The following is a 15415-nucleotide window of genomic DNA, read 5'->3' as shown; positions in this document are numbered from 1 at the left end:
TTCCTGTTGGGGAGAGGCAGGGGTATAAACCCATGGGCGGGCAGACGCGGCAAAGCCGGGCTGCATCAGTCTGCTTTGCGGACGGCTTCCCCTGCGGGGGAGGCCTTTTTGGCGTCCGGCAGCCGCACCGTTACGGTCGTGCCTACGCCCGGTTCACTCTCGATGCGCAGGCCGTAGGCATCGCCGAAGCTGTATTGCAGCCGGCGGTGAACATTCCAGATGCCCACATGGCGGTATTTGGCGGCGGCCTCCTCGGGGCCGGGCTCCTGCAGGGCTTTGGCGGCCTGCGCAGGGGTCATGCCCACACCGTCATCGCTCAGGAGGATCAGCACATCGCCGTTTGCAGCGTCCCGCTCGACCCGCAGGGTCACCTCACCGGCGCTGCCCTTCGGCTCAATGCCGTGGAAGATGGCGTTCTCGACCAGCGGCTGCAGCGTAAAGCGGGGGATCAGGCAGCTGTGGGTAAGGTTTTCGTCCTCGATATAGCTGACATCAAGGGTGATCGTGCCGCCGTAGCGGTACTGCTGGATCGTGAAATAGTCGTTGAGCAGGGCAAACTCCTCATACAGCGGCACAAGCCGCTCATTGCCCTTGGAAACGCTTTTCAGCAGGCGGGAGAGCGCCGTGACCATCTCGGCAATGCCGGGCGCATGCTGGATGGTAGCCATCCACTTGATGCTGTTGAGGGTATTGTAGATGAAATGCGGGTTGATCTGGTTTTGCAGCATCCGGTATTCAAGGTCCTGCTTTTGCTTTTCGTCCTCAAGGCGGCGGTCCATCAGGGCGGTGATGTTGCCCGACATTTTATTGATGCCGCGGCCGATGTCGCCCAGCTCGTTGTCCCACTCAATGGCCGGGTCAGCGGAAAAATCGCCGCTGCCGACCGCCTCGATCCGGCTTTGCAGCGCCGTGATCGGGCGGGCGATCATCCTGTGCAGAAGAAATGCCAGCGCACTGCCCAGCGCCAGAATGGCCGCCAGACTGAATATGAGTGAGGCCGACAGATAGGGAATCTGCCGCTGCAGCGGTCCGTTGGGCAGGACCTCGATCAGGTAGAGATCATGCACCCCGATGGGATACCGCACGATAAGCTGGGTGTTGACGCCGCTGCCGCGCTCGTATACCTCGGTCAGGCTGTCGAGGGTCTCGGCGTCAAAGGGGCGGGTGTCCTTATAATAAGTACGGTCGGTGTCAAGCTCGGTCAGGGTGTTGTTCTGCACGGTGTAGATATGCTCGCCCATCTCCCACAGCAGCTTCCCGCCCTCTGACAGGGTAAAGCCGCGCAGCGGCGCCGTGATGACGGAAGGGGAAACAAAGATGCAGACATGCGCTGTGCGGTCGGTGCCGGGCAGGGTCAGGGCGCGGCAGATCGGGATCGTCTGCGCCGCCTGAGTGGTCAGCGCCAACGGGTCGCGGGTGATATACGCCCAGCCGTAGCTGGCCTCGTTGTAGCCGGGGATCGTCTGCAGCAGCTCCGGGGTCAGCGCCACGACATTGGTGGCAGCCGTGCCGAACATCATCGGCCGCCCGGCGGCGTTGATGAGCATGAACCGCTGGATATACGGCAGCGTGCGCATGGAGTTGTATTTGGCTGAGATCATCGGGTACATCGAAAGCGCCTGATTGTTGCCGGCGGAATCGGTCAGCAGGTAGGTGCGCATTGACGGATTGTAGGCGCACCAGCTTGCCAGATCGTCCACCTCGTCAAGGTCGCGGTAGATGGCGGCGGCTGCAGTCTGCAGGGCATACTCGGCATTCAGCAGGGTGGTACGCTCCCACTCAGCGTTGAGCTGGTGCATGTTGCTGACTGTGATGACGATCGACACGCCCAGCGTGAACAGCAGGGTCAGCGTCAGCACCCGCAGCTGCAGGCTGCCCCGATGCAGGTTGAATTTGCCCATAAAGGCTCCTTGTATAGTATAATAAGGTGAGAAGCAGCTTTTTGAATGGTCCTGTATATACATATATACCCTATCAGACAGGCTGCTGTCAAGAATAAAACTGTACAAATATGACAAAATAGCGCGTATTTGCTTGTCTATAACTGTAAGAAAGATGAATATTGCAGGTTTCTTGAAATATTACATGTTTTGGCGGTCTCCTTTGCGGAACTGCCGTAAATATTGCAAAAGTAACCAAAAATATACCATCGCTTTCGGCGGGCAGCGGGTGTATGATAATGACAACGAAAGGGACAGGCCCTCTGCAGAAAGCCTTCCCGCAAGTAACGATTTCTTTTTAGGAGGAGAAATTAGTATGCGTAAAATGCAAAGATTCGCAGCCCTTGGGCTGGCCGGCACCATGGCCCTGAGCCTGGCAGCCTGCGGCGGCAGCTCCGCTTCCACCACGGACTCCACCCCTGCAAGCACGGCATCTTCCACCGAGGCCACCGCAGAGAGCACGGCCTCCGGCGACAGCGTCACCCTGAACTGGGCGCTGTGGGACAAGGACTCCACCGCCTACTGGGCAGCGCTGGCAGACGGCTACATGGCCAGCCACCCCGGCGTCACCATCGAGATGACCGACCTTGGCTCCACCGATTACATGACCCAGCTGGCCACCCAGCTGGCCGGCGGCAACGGCGAGCTGGATGTCCTCTCCATCAAGGACATCCCCGGCTACTCCAACCTGATCAACCTCGGTATGCTGGAGCCGCTGAGCGGCAAGCTGACCACCGATGAGAGCAAGTTCAACGGCGTTCTCGATCAGCTGACCGCCGAGGACGGCAACTACTACGCTGTTCCGTTCCGCTCTGACTTCTGGGTCGTCTACTACAACAAGGACATCTTCGATCAGGCCGGCATCGAGTACCCCACCAACGATATGACGATGGCCGACTTTGACGCCAAGATCCGCGAGGTCTACGAAAAGACCGGCATCTACGGCAACATCTACCACACCTGGCGCTCCACCACGACGCTGTTCGGCATTCTGGACGGCAAGAACACCGTCATTGACGGCAACTACGACTTCCTGAAGCCCTACTACGAGCAGGTCATGGCCGAGCAGACTGACGGCGTCATCCCCAACTACGGCGAGCAGAAGACCGCCAACCTGCACTACTCCGGCGCGTTTGAGAACGGTCAGGCCGCTATGTGCAACATGGGCTCCTGGTTCATCGCTACCCTGCAGAAGTACAACGCCGAGGCTTCCGCCAACGGTGTCCAGCCCGTCAACTTCGGCATCGTCAAGTATCCTCATCCGGACGGCGCACCTGCCGGCTCCACGCTGGGCACTGTGACCAGCCTGGCCGTCAACGCCAACTCCGAGAAGAAAGAGGCTGCGCTTGACTTCGTGAACTGGTGCGCTTCTGAGGAAGGCGCCAAGGCCGTTGCCGCAGTCGGCACCTTCCCCGCCGTTGCCAGCGACGAGACCAACAAGATCATCTCCTCCACCGAGGGCTTCCCCTCTGACGAGAACTCCCTCGAGGCACTGAACACCACCGCCATCTACCTTGAGATGCCGCTGTCCGACAAGGCCTCCGAGATCGAGACCATCCTGAACACCGAGCATGACGCCATCATGACCGAGAGCGAGACCATCGACGAGGGCATCGCCAACATGAACGAGCAGGTTCAGGCACTGCTGGGCTGATTTGAGTGATCACGGCCCCTGCAAGAAACATTTGCAATCTTCCAACTTTTTCATAAGTTTTCCTTCTTCTTCGTAAAGGGGCGGGCGGGCGCGCCTGCCCCTTCTCTTATGCAGCTAACCCCCGAGGAGGTATGATCCATGGCCGAAACCACACAGGCTGTACAGGTGAACCCAAAGCGCGGCATGAAAAAATCCACGCGGGACAGCCTGATCGCCTACAGCTTCATCGCACCGAACTTCATCGGCTTCTGCGTCTTTACGCTGGTGCCCATGATCTTCGCCATCGCGCTTTCCTTCTGCAACTGGGATGGTGTTCATCCGGTAGAGTTCACCGGCATCAGCAACTTTGTCGCGCTGCTCAGTGATAAGACCTTCAAGGCGGCGTTCGTCAATACGCTGGTCTACGCCGTCGGCACCGTGCCGCTGACGCTGGTCTGCAGCCTTGGTCTGGCCATGCTGCTGAACCAGAAGGTCAAGTGCCGCAACTTCTTCCGCACGGTCTCGTTCTTCCCGTATGTTGCCTCGCTGGTCGCGGTCGCGGCCGTCTGGAACATGATCTTCAGCCCCTCGATGGGCCCGGTCAACCAGATCCTTGCGGGCCTCGGCGTGGAGAACCTGCCCAAGTGGGCCGCCGGCAAGGACACCGCTATGCTGACGGTCATCCTCTTCAGCGTATGGAAGAACATGGGCTACTACATGGTCATCTACCTTGCCGGTCTGCAGGGCACGAACCCCGAGCTGGAGGAGGCTGCTGAGCTGGACGGCGCCAACAAGTGGCAGATCTTCTGGAATGTCACGCTGCCGCAGCTCAAGCCCACGACCTTCTTTGTCATCATCATGCTGACCATCGCCTCCTTCAAGGTGTATGACCAGATGTATATGATCACTCAGGGCGGCCCGGGCAATGCCACGATGACCCTTGTCTACTACATTTATAATGTTGCCTTTGTCAACACACCCAAGTACGGCTATGCAAGCGCCGTCTCGATGGTGCTGTTTGTACTGGTGCTGTTTGTCACCATCATTCAGTTCAAGGGCTCGTCCAACAACGACTAAGGAAAGGAGGATACACCATGGCTACTACCGCTGTAAAAGAAAAGACCGGCTCGATGAAGGCGCAGCATATCGTCAGCCGCGTGCTGATCTACGCGCTGCTTATCATTGTGGCGGCACTGATGCTCATCCCGTTCCTGTGGATGCTGTCTGCATCCTTTAAGCTGAATAAGGATGTTTTCACCTTCCCCATTGAGTGGATTCCCTCCAACCCGCGCCCGCAGAACTATGTGGATATTTGGACCAAGATCCCCCTGCTGACCTTTATCAAAAACACCGCCTTCCTGACCATTGTGGTCACGATTTTGCAGGTGCTGACCTCCTCGTTTGCCGCCTATGCGTTCGCCAAGCTGAACTTCAAGGGCAAGAATGTGCTGTTCCTCGGCTATATCGCAACCATCGCGGTGCCCTGGCAGGCCTACATGGTGCCCCAGTTCATGATGATGCGTTCCTGGCATCTGAACAACACCCACCTTGCCATCATCTGTTTGCAGGCGTTCAGCGCGTTCGGCGTCTTTATGATGAAGCAGTTCTATGAGGGCGTCCCCACCGAGCTGTGCGAGGCCGCGCGTATCGACGGCCTGTCGGAGTACGGCATCTACGCCCGCATCATGCTGCCGCTGTCGCTGCCGGCTGTGTCCACGCTGGTCATCTTCACCTTTGTGAACACATGGAACGACTTCCTCGGCCCCCTGATCTACCTGACCAAGACGGAGCTGAAAACCATCCAAATCGGCCTGCGCATGTTCATCAGCCAGTATTCCGCAGAGTACGGCCTGATCATGGCGGCCTCGGTCATTGCGCTGATCCCGGTGCTGATCGTGTTCCTCTCCCTGCAGAAATATTTCGTGCAGGGCGTTGCATCCAGCGGCCTGAAGGGCTGATACACTACCCATTTGTACGGGGCGCAAGGCGGAAAGCCCTGCGCCCCTTTTTTTAAGATAAAAGATAAAAGATAAAAATTATGGTGGCGCGTTCCGCTGCGCTCCACGCAAAAAAACAAAACCGCGAGCCCCGCATTTTGTTTTCGCCCAAGGCGAAAACTCCACCTTATTTATTATCTATTATCTTTTATCTATTCTCTAAGAAAAAAGAGGTTTCCCATGAAAACATTCCCCAATAAAATCCTGACGAAGTCTCAGGCCGAACAGGCGCTGGATACCGCCGTGGCTCTTGTGCGGCAGAATCTGCCGCTGTATACAGACCATTGCCAGAACCATTCCAGTGTTCATGACATCTATCCCCAATGCGAGAACAACCAGTGGACCTGCGGCTTCTGGCCGGGCGAGGTCTGGCTCAGCTATGAGCGCACCAGTGATGCGGCGTTCAAAAATACCGCGCTGACGCTGGTGGACAGCTTTCTGTACCGGATTGAAAACAAGATCGAGGTAGACCACCACGATATGGGCTTTCTGTACAGCCCGTCCTGCGTGGCAGCCTACAAGCTGACCGGCAGCGAAAAGGGCCGCCGCGCCGCCATTCTGGCCGCTGACCAGCTCTGCACCCGCTTTCAGGAGAAGGGCAGCTTCTTTCAGGCATGGGGTCCGCTGGGCGCTAAAGACAACTACCGCTATATCATTGACTGCCTGCTCAATGTGCCGCTGCTCTACTGGGCCAGCGAGACCACGGGCGATGCCCATTATGCCGAGCTGGCGCACCGCCATGTCACGACCTGTCTGGCCAACTCCATCCGGCCGGACGGCTCGACCTACCACACCTTCTTTATGGACCCCGTGACCGGCGCGCCGGTGCGCGGCGCGACCTGTCAGGGCTACAAGGATGACAGCTGCTGGGCGCGCGGGCAGGCGTGGGGCGTATACGGCACGGCCATCAGCTACCGCTATACCAAGCGCCCGGAGTATCTGGAGGCCTTCCGCCGGGTGCTGTCCTATTACCTTGACCGCCTGCCCGAGGATCTGATCCCTTACTGGGATATGACCTTTACCGAGGGCGACACCGAGCCGCGGGACTCCTCCTCGGCATCCATCGTGGCCTGCGGCCTGCTGGAGGCGGCCAAGTACGCCAACCCCGATCAGGCTGCGGAGTACACGCTGCTGGCGGCCCAGATGCTGGGCAGCGTGGCCGAGCATTATGCCGTCAGGCAGGGGCCGCAGGGCATCGGCCTTGTGCGCCACGGCACCTACAGCAAAAAGAGCCCCTACAACACCTGCACGCCGGAGGGCGTGGACGAGTGCGTGAGCTGGGGCGATTACTTCTACATGGAAGGTCTGACCCGGCTGACGAAGGATTGGACCCTTTACTGGTGACATAGGGGCCGGGTGTGCCGGCCTCTACAAGAGGTGATCCTATGAACTTACAGACAAAACAAGACTTCACCGCCCTTGCAATGCGGTTTCTCAGCCCCCTTCTGCCGCTCTATTCCCCGGGCGGGGCGCTGCTGCATCTGGGCGATACCGGCGCCACCTACCCGCAGCGCACCATCGGGATGGAGGCTTTCTCCCGCCCGCTGTGGGCGCTGGCACCGCTCTGGGCGGGCGGCGGCAGGGCCGATGCGTTCCTGCCGATCTACCAGAGGGGGCTTGTCAACGGCACCGACCCAGACAGCCCCGAATACTGGGGCGACCCCAACGATTACGACCAGCTTTTTGTCGAGATGGCGGCGCTGGCCTGCGCTATACTGGAGACACCCGAGAGTGTCTGGAACCCGCTGACGGACACCGAAAAGGCAAAGCTGGGCAAGTGGCTCGACACGATCAATCATCACGACCTGCCCGGCTGCAACTGGCTGCTCTTCCGGGTGCTGGTCAATCTGGCGCTGGATTCCGTGGGTATGCCCTGCAGTATGCAGCAGGCCGCCGCCGACATGGCCGAGGTGGACAAGTGGTATGTCGGGGACGGCTGGTACTCCGACGGGCCGGCCGAAGTCAAGCCGCAGAAGGACTACTATAACCCTTGGGCCATACAGTATTACACGGTGCTGTACAGCGTGTTTGCCGCCCGGCGCGACCCCGCCCGCGCAGCGCTCTACCGTGAGCGCGCCGTGCAGTTCGGCCGGCAGTTCGCCCAATGGTTTGACCCGGACGGCGCGGCGCTGCCCTTTGGCCGCAGCCTCGGCTACCGCATCGGGCAGAGCGCGTTCTACGCCGCCTGCATCTGGGCGGGGCTGGAGCCGCTGCCCCTGCCCGTCATGAAGGGCATCATCGTCCGCAATCTGGCGTGGTGGCTGGCCCGGCCCATCTTTGACCGGGACGGTGTGCTGACGATCGGCTACGGCTACCCGCAGATGTACATGGCCGAGCAGTACAACGCCCCCGGCAGCCCGTACTGGGGCCTCAAGGTCTTTTTGCTGCTCGCTTTGCCCGACGATCATCCGTTCTGGGCCTGCGAGGCAGCCCCCCTGCCGGAGGAACTGACCCGTCCCGGCGTGATCCCCCAGCCAAGCGCCGACCTGCTGCTGCAGCGCCTGCCGGACGGCCAGTTGAACGCCTATTCCCCGGCAAATTATGAAAAGGGCGACCACGGCCAATTTACCGAAAAGTACGGCAAGTTCGTCTACAGCACGCGGTTCGGTTTTTCGGCCAGCCGCAGCTATGTGCAGCTGGAGCAGACCGCGCCCGACAGCATGCTGGCCTTTGTCATAGACGGCTGGACCTTTGTACGGCGGCACAGCGACAAGTTTGTCCTTTTGGGGGATCGGCTGCTGAGCGAGTGGCGGCCCTTCCCGGGCATCAAGGTCACGACCGAGCTGGTCCCCACCGCGTGGGGGCACACCCGCACCCATACGGTCGAGAGCAACATCGCCTGCACGGCCTACGACTGCGGCTTTGCCGTGCCGAAGTTCGCCGCCGGCTTTGCACAGTCGGCGGCCGGCAGTGAGGCCGAGGCGAAAAACGCCGCCTGCCGCTGCGTGGTAAAAGGCGCAGCAGGGCAGGGGGTCGTGATCAACGCCGCCCCCAACACGAATCTGTACGACCCCAACACGGTCATCCCCGCCGTGCGGTATGAGATACCCATCGGCACCGCAGTGCTGAACACCCGGGTGGAAAGCCGGCATAACTAAAAGCTTGGGCCGCTGCCGTGCAGGGACCATCATAAAGCTTTTGCAAAAGGCGAATCATCGCTGCTTTTTGTATCATAGAGAGAGGGTTTTACTATGTATCCGCAAACCAATGCTGTCCGCAGCGTCCGGGATCTTTCCGGCGTGTGGGATTTCCGTTTCAATGCCAATGAGCCATGGCAGCCCATCGCGGTGCCTGCGTCCTACAACGACCAGAGCCCCGACCCTGAGTTCCGCCGCCACTACGGCATGGCCTACTACCGCACCACCTTCACCGTGCCCGAGGGCGCGCGCCGTGTGCTGCGGTTTGATGCCGTGACCCACAATGCCGTTGTGCGGCTCAACGGTCAGGAGATCGTCACCCATCGCGGCGGTTTCCTGCCCTTTGAGGCCGATATCACGGCGCTGGCCAAGCCCGGCGACACCGTGACCCTTGAGGTCGAGGTCGATAACCGGATCGGCCACGGCACGCTGCCGGTCGGCAATGAGGGCGGCACTGCCTTCTTCGGCTCCGACAATGCCGGTATCCCGGCAGTCGAGGCCGGCAAGGCCCGCCAGCAGATGCAGGGTGTCAACCTGCCGAACTTCGACTTCTTCAACTATGCGGGCATCACCCGCCCCGTCCGCCTGTACACGACCCCGGCGGCTTATATCCGCGACATCACGCTGGTGGCCGGTGCTGACGGCAAGCTGCACTACACCGTGGACACAGTGGGTGAGGGCAATGTGCAGCTGACCGTGCTGGACGCCAACGGCCGCGCTGTTGCCGATGCGGACGGTGCTGCGGGTACGCTGCAGGTCAAAAACGCCCGCCTGTGGCAGCCCCGCCCCGGCACGCCCTACCTGTACACAGCGCTGGTGCGGTTCGGCACCGATGAATACCGCCAGCCGTTCGGCTTCCGCAGTGTCGAGGTGCGCGGGCATCAGTTCCTGATCAACGGCGAGCCGTTTTATTTCAAAGGCCCCTGCAAGCATGAGGATTCTTTCTTCCGCGGCCGCGGGTATGACGCCTGCGTGACCGTGACCGATCTCAAGCTTTATGAGTGGCTCAACGCCAACTGCCTGCGGATGAGCCATTACCCCTACGCCGAGGAGGTCTACGACCTCTGCGACCGGCTGGGCATTGTGGTTATTGATGAGACGCCGGCTGTCGGCATCGGCGCGGGTGCGGCGTGCGACCCGTACAAGACCTTCCCGCTGAAAAACTACCACAGCGCCGTGCTGAAGGCCATGATCGACCGCGACAAAAACCATCCCTGCGTGGTGCTGTGGAGCCTTGGCAACGAACCGGACACCGAGCATTTCCCCGAGAGTGCCCGCGATTACTGGCGCCCGCTGTATGAGCAGGCCCACGCGCAGGACCCGCAGGGCCGCCCCGTCACGATGGTCTGCTGCCAGAACGACTACACCAAGGACATCACGACCCGCACGATGGATGTCGTCTGCATCAACCGCTACTACGGCTGGTATAATTTAAGCGGCGATCTCGACAATGCGTCCTACGCGTTCCGGCAGGAGCTGGACTTCTGGAAGGGGATCGACAAGCCGCTGATCCTGTCCGAGTACGGCGCGGATACGGTCGCGGGCCTGCACGGCGTTGCCCCCGAGATGTTCACCGAGGAATTTCAGGTCGAATACTACAAGGCCATCAACGCATGTCTGGACAGCTACGCCTTTGTTGTGGGCGAATGGCCGTGGAACTTTGCAGACTTCTCGACCCAGCAGGGCCCGATGCGTGTCGGCAGCTGCAACCGCAAGGGTCTGTTCACCCGTGAGCGCACCCCCAAGCTGGCGGCGCACTATTTCCGTGACCGCTGGGCAAAAAAGCAGCCCAATGACCGATAAAAGAGGATGACACTATGACACCCGAACTGAAATGGCTGACCGACCCGACCGTCTTTGCCGTGAACCGGCTGGATGCACACTCAGACCATGTTTGCTACCGCAGCGAGGCGGAGATACGACTGGGCGGCAGCTCGCTGCGCCAAAGTCTGGACGGCAGCTGGCGCTTTGCCTACAGCGCCTGCCCCGCCGCCCGCCCGGCGGATTTCTACCGCGAGGACGCGGATCTCTCTGCTTTCGGCACAATCTGCGTGCCCGGGCATATCGAGCTGCAGGGCTACGGGCAGATCCAGTACACCAACACCCTCTACCCGTGGGACGGCCGCAGCTATCTGCGCCCGCCGCAGATCGACTGGGACAACACTCCTGTCGGCAGCTATCTGCGGGAGTTTGACTTGGACGAGGGGCTGCGCGGGCAGCGCGTCTGCGTCAGTTTTCAGGGTGCCGAGCAGGCACTGTATGTCTGGTGCAACGGCCACTTCGTCGGCTACGCCGAGGACAGCTTTACCCCCTCGGAATTTGACCTGACACCGTATATCAGGCAGACTGGCAACCGCCTGTGCGTCGAGGTGTACAAGCACAGCAGCGCCTCCTGGCTGGAGGATCAGGACTTTTTCCGCTTCTCGGGCCTGTTCCGCTCGGTCTATCTCTACGCCAAGCCCAAGGTGCATATCCGTGATATCTGGCTCAAGGCGGAGCTGGCCGAGGGCAACACCACCGGCCTTCTGACCCCCATCGTCAAGCTGGACGGCGAGACGGACGGCGCGCGGGTACACCTGCGCCTGACCGACGGCGAGGAGTTCGCCCTCTTTGATGAGGACATTGACGGCAGCACCATCGAGCTGAGCGCCATCCACCCGTGGAGCCATGAGACACCGGTGCTGTACCATGCCTTGCTGACCCTGTATGACGCCGACGGTGCCGTGCAGGAGGTCTTGCCCTACGACATCGGCTTCCGCCGCTTTGAGATGAAGGACGGCATCATGTGCTTAAACGGCAGCCGCATCATCTTCAACGGTGTCAACCGCCATGAGTGGAATCCCGAGAAGGGCCGCGCCATTGACGAGAGTGATATGCACGCCGCGATGGCCGTCTTTAAGCGCAACAACATCAACGCTGTGCGTACCTGCCACTACCCCAACCAGAGCCGGTGGTATGACCTCTGCGATAAAAACGGCATCTATATGATAGACGAGACCAACCTTGAAAGCCACGGCAGCTGGCAGAAGCTGGGCGTGGTGGAGCCGAGCTGGAATGTCCCCGGCAGCCTGCCCGAATGGCGGGACTGCGTGGTCGATCGCGCGCGCAGCATGTTTGAGCGCGACAAAAACCACACGGCAGTGCTGATCTGGTCCTGCGGCAACGAGAGCTATGCCGGCGAGGATATCCGCGCGATGGCGGCGTTTTTCCGGGAAAATGATCCCGGCCGCCTTGTGCATTACGAGGGCGTGTTCCAGTGCCGTGCGTTTGACGACATCAGCGATATGGAAAGCCGGATGTACGCCAGCCCCGCCTCCATCAGGGAATATCTGGACGCCGACCCCAAGAAGCCGTTTATCCTCTGCGAGTATATGCACGACATGGGCAACTCGCTCGGCGGGATGGAAAGCTACATTGCGCTGATCGACCGGTACGAAAAGTATCAGGGCGGCTTCATCTGGGACTACATGGATCAGGCGCTCTGGCATACCGATGCAATGGGCCGCCGCGTACTGGGCTACGGCGGAGATTTTAACGAGCGCACGACCGATTACAACTTCAGCGGCAACGGCATCGTCTATGCGGACGGCACCGAAAAGCCTGCCATGCAGGAGGTCCGCTACTGGTACGACACCCCAGAACGCCGCGCTGTGCACGATGCGCACAATAAGCTGGCAGCCGAGCGCAGTGCCGCCGCACTGGCCGCCGCATGGCAAAAGCGCCCAACCCGGCCCCTGACCGTCACCGAGGGCGACGGCAACATAGGCGTAAAGGGCAGCGGCTTTGAAGTGCTGTTCTCCATTTCCGAGCAGGGTCCCGTTTCGCTGCGCAAAAACGGCGCCGAGTGGCTGTGGCGCGCCCCGCGCCCGGCATTCTGGCGAGCCTCTACCGACAACGACCGCGGCTGCAGTTTCCCGCAGCGCGCCGCCGTCTGGATGGGTGCCGACGTCTTTGTGCAGAGAATGGGCTTTACCGTGCAGGAAAAATCCGCGCAGTGTGTGCGGGTGCAGTACCGTTTTGGTGTGCCCGGCGTACCGGGCGCGCAGGTCGAGATGATCTACACGGTCGAAGCACAGGGTGCGCTGCGGCTGGATGCCGTTTACCACGGCGTACCCGGCGCACCGGAGCTGCCCTGCTTCGGCATCAAGTTTGAAACGGCTGCTCCCGTTGTGCGCACCCGTTGGACGGGGCTTTCAGGCGAAACCTACCCCGACCGCTGCAAGGGCGGGGTGTTCGGCTGCCACGAGGAACCCCCGCACATTGAACCGGCGCTGGTGCCGCAGGATTGCGGTTTGCACATGGATACCCAGCAGGTAAACCTGCAGTTGGCTGACGGCAAGACCCTGACGTTGGAATCCACCGGCGAGGCGTTTGCCTTCAGCGCGCTGCCCAACACGGCGCAGCAGATCGAGGCTGCGCAGCACCCCTGTGAGCTGCCCGAAACCGGGCGCACCTGCGTTACCGTGCTGGGCGCAGCGCGCGGCGTCGGCGGCATTGACAGCTGGGGTACCGATGTGGAGGCACCATACCATGTCAACGGCGAACAGCAGCACAGCGTCAGCCTGAGGATCCTGCTGTAATAAAATAGCAAAGCTCATAGAAAATCTGAGGGTCTGCTCTGAAAAGCGCCCGGACGGCTGAATTTTTCAACCGTCCGGGCGCTTTTTGTGGATAAAATTTGCGAAGTTGGCAGGTAAAAATAGGAGCGGTCAGTGTAGTCAGCTCGCTTTGACGAGTACCAGCACGCTGTTGGTTGGCACTACGATTTGGTCTTGTTTGGTGGGAATGGGTGGGTTCTTATATTGGTGTAGGGCTTTTTGGATTTGCTGTTTGACCTCCAGCAGGGCGGCGTCTAGTGTTGGCGCTTGTGCGGTGATTTTGGGGAAGTCCGGCACATGGGCAGTGCAGCCGTCCGGGGATAGTGTGCAAAGCACCGGATAAGGCTGGTTCTCCACAGAGATACTGTACTGCATCCCGAACATGTCATCCATCTTGTCCATTTCGTGCCGCTTATGTTCGTCCATGCTGTGGACATAGGTGTCCATTGTGAATGCTACGGAGTAATGACCGAGGATGGCCGACAGCGTTTTGTAGTCCATGCCGCGCTCCAGCGCACGGGTGGCGAAGGTGTGGCGCAGGGCGTGGAAGGTAAAGTGTCCGATGTCGGCATCCTTCAACAGGCGATCGTAGTAATCCTTGAAAGTTTTCTGCTCAAAGTAGTGACCGAATTCGTTGGTAACGATGAAGCCATAGTCGGTGTACTTATCCCCTGCCCGAATCTTATCCTGCGCTTGCTGTTGTTTCCAGCGGGCAAGCTCGTCTGCCATTGTGCGGGTCAGCGGAATCGTGCGGCGGGAGTTTTTCGTTTTGGGTGTGCCGAATACGATCTCGGTTTTGTTTTCGCCGTCGTGGGCTTCGTACTTGGCAAGGCGGTTGATGGTACGCCTGACGTGAAGCTGGGCGGTACTGAAATCAATGTCTTCCCACTTTAGTGCCAGCAACTCCCCCATGCGTAATCCGGTACACAAGTCTAAGCGGATAAACACGCCGTAGCGGTGGCGGTAGCTGGCCTGCACCAGCGCCCGCTGCTGGTCGTTGGTAAAGACTACGACTTCGGGTTTCTCTCCGCTGGGCAGGGTCACGGCATCGCAGGGATTATAAACCAGTAGATGCTCTTTTACAGCTTGTTGTAAGCACTTGTGTAATGCCATGTGGTAGTTGCGAAGCGTCTTGGGCGACAGCCCTTCCTCGCGGAATTTGTAGTTGTAAAACTCCTGCAAGGTGTGTGGTTCAAGTTTCTTCAGCAGGATTTTCCCCAGCACACAAAAGTGCTTGTTGAGATAACTGCGGTAGCTGGCGTAGGTGGACTGTTTAACGGTATCTTTCATGTAGGTGTCCAGCCAGTATTCATACCATTCGCCCAGTGTCACCGACATAGGATCGCGCCAGCCCTGCGTGCGGACTTCATGGGCTTGCTGTTGCAAAATGGCGATCGCCTCTTGCCGCGTGTTGCAGCAGGTGGATGTGCGTCTGGGCTTACCGGTTTTGTAGTCGATTCCGGCGGATAGCCGAACCTCCCACCGCCCGTCTGTACGCTGACGGATGTTGCCCTCGTTATGCCCGCGGCGCGGGGATGCTTTAGATATGTCTTTCACGGTGCATCGTCTCCTTTCGTGACACAAAGACTACCACAGGTACGACCACAAAGCTATTCATCAGACCCGACAATCTTCGGGTTCTCGTTTTGGGCTTTATTGACCTTTTGCCGTTCCAGCCAGTCCAGTAGTTCATCCCGCCGCACCAGCAGTCGGTTTCCAATGTGGAACGCAGGAAAAGTCGCGTCGTGGAATATGCGGTAGGTGGTCGAACGTGAGATACCGAAGTAAGTTTGCACTTCCTTGGGGCTGACAACATTGGGTAAATTTTGAAATTCCGTGTTCATGGGTTCCTCCTATGTAGATAAAATTAAAAGTTCTTCACTATATAGCCGCTGAGAACGGCGAAAATTACGAGGTTTTTTAAACTGTTTAGAAAAAGTTCAAATTTTTAGAAAGATTCCAAATCATATCATACAGACCGGCAGTCGCAACTTTTGCAACGGTCCTCAAAATTTTTGAAAAAATTATCTCTACTATATAGCCACTGGGAAAAGGCAAAAGGTAACGCTCGCTGAAAAAATAATGGAATTTTTTCATTAAATTTCAGTAT

Annotated in this window: 10 protein-coding genes; 7 read left to right on the top strand and 3 right to left on the bottom strand. The window is 59.2% G+C overall.

Translation table 11 applies throughout. From position 1 onward, the window contains the following. Positions 1-65 precede the first annotated feature (65 nt). Positions 66-1901, bottom strand: a complete 1836-nt coding sequence (locus ACZO0A_RS05105; protein ID WP_215692708.1) for a sensor histidine kinase — start codon at positions 1899-1901, stop codon at positions 66-68. A 355-nt stretch (positions 1902-2256) separates the two neighbouring features. On the opposite strand from ACZO0A_RS05105, the gene ACZO0A_RS05100 reads away from it, so the two are divergent. From ACZO0A_RS05100 to ACZO0A_RS05070, 7 genes are all read left to right on the top strand, one after another. Beyond that, positions 2257-3594: an ABC transporter substrate-binding protein gene (locus ACZO0A_RS05100; RefSeq protein WP_215692709.1), complete on the top strand. Its 1338-nt coding sequence runs from the start codon at positions 2257-2259 to the stop codon at positions 3592-3594. Positions 3595-3732: 138 nt separating this feature from the next. Continuing rightward, a complete protein-coding gene (locus ACZO0A_RS05095; RefSeq protein WP_215692710.1) occupies positions 3733-4650 on the top strand; it encodes a carbohydrate ABC transporter permease in 918 nt (305 codons plus the stop codon). A gap of 17 nt (positions 4651-4667) precedes the next feature. Next, on the top strand, positions 4668-5531 hold the full coding sequence (locus tag ACZO0A_RS05090; protein ID WP_365946492.1) for a carbohydrate ABC transporter permease: 864 nt from the start codon (positions 4668-4670) through the stop codon (positions 5529-5531). 219 nt (positions 5532-5750) lie between these two features. Then, a complete protein-coding gene (locus tag ACZO0A_RS05085) occupies positions 5751-6914 on the top strand; it encodes a glycoside hydrolase family 88 protein (protein ID WP_302375889.1) in 1164 nt (387 codons plus the stop codon). 41 nt (positions 6915-6955) lie between these two features. Beyond that, positions 6956-8668: a DUF2264 domain-containing protein gene (locus ACZO0A_RS05080; protein WP_294718653.1), complete on the top strand. Its 1713-nt coding sequence runs from the start codon at positions 6956-6958 to the stop codon at positions 8666-8668. A gap of 93 nt (positions 8669-8761) precedes the next feature. Further along, positions 8762-10510, top strand: a complete 1749-nt coding sequence (gene uidA, locus ACZO0A_RS05075; RefSeq protein WP_215692713.1) for a beta-glucuronidase — start codon at positions 8762-8764, stop codon at positions 10508-10510. A gap of 14 nt (positions 10511-10524) precedes the next feature. Next, complete coding sequence (locus ACZO0A_RS05070) at positions 10525-13287, top strand: glycoside hydrolase family 2 TIM barrel-domain containing protein (RefSeq protein WP_215692715.1); 2763 nt, start codon at positions 10525-10527, stop codon at positions 13285-13287. Positions 13288-13425: 138 nt separating this feature from the next. Here ACZO0A_RS05070 and ACZO0A_RS05065 read toward each other — a convergent pair whose 3' ends face one another. After that, positions 13426-14862: a site-specific integrase gene (locus ACZO0A_RS05065; RefSeq protein WP_486846129.1), complete on the bottom strand. Its 1437-nt coding sequence runs from the start codon at positions 14860-14862 to the stop codon at positions 13426-13428. A 53-nt stretch (positions 14863-14915) separates the two neighbouring features. Then, entirely contained in the window at positions 14916-15149 is a 234-nt protein-coding gene (locus tag ACZO0A_RS05060; RefSeq protein WP_256272375.1) for a helix-turn-helix domain-containing protein, read from the bottom strand. Between the last annotated feature and the right edge of the window lie 266 nt (positions 15150-15415).

It is taken from the genome of Gemmiger sp. (assembly GCF_057431175.1).
The sequence above is the reverse complement of the archived record's forward strand: the minus strand, read 5'-3'. Positions and strand labels throughout refer to the sequence as shown.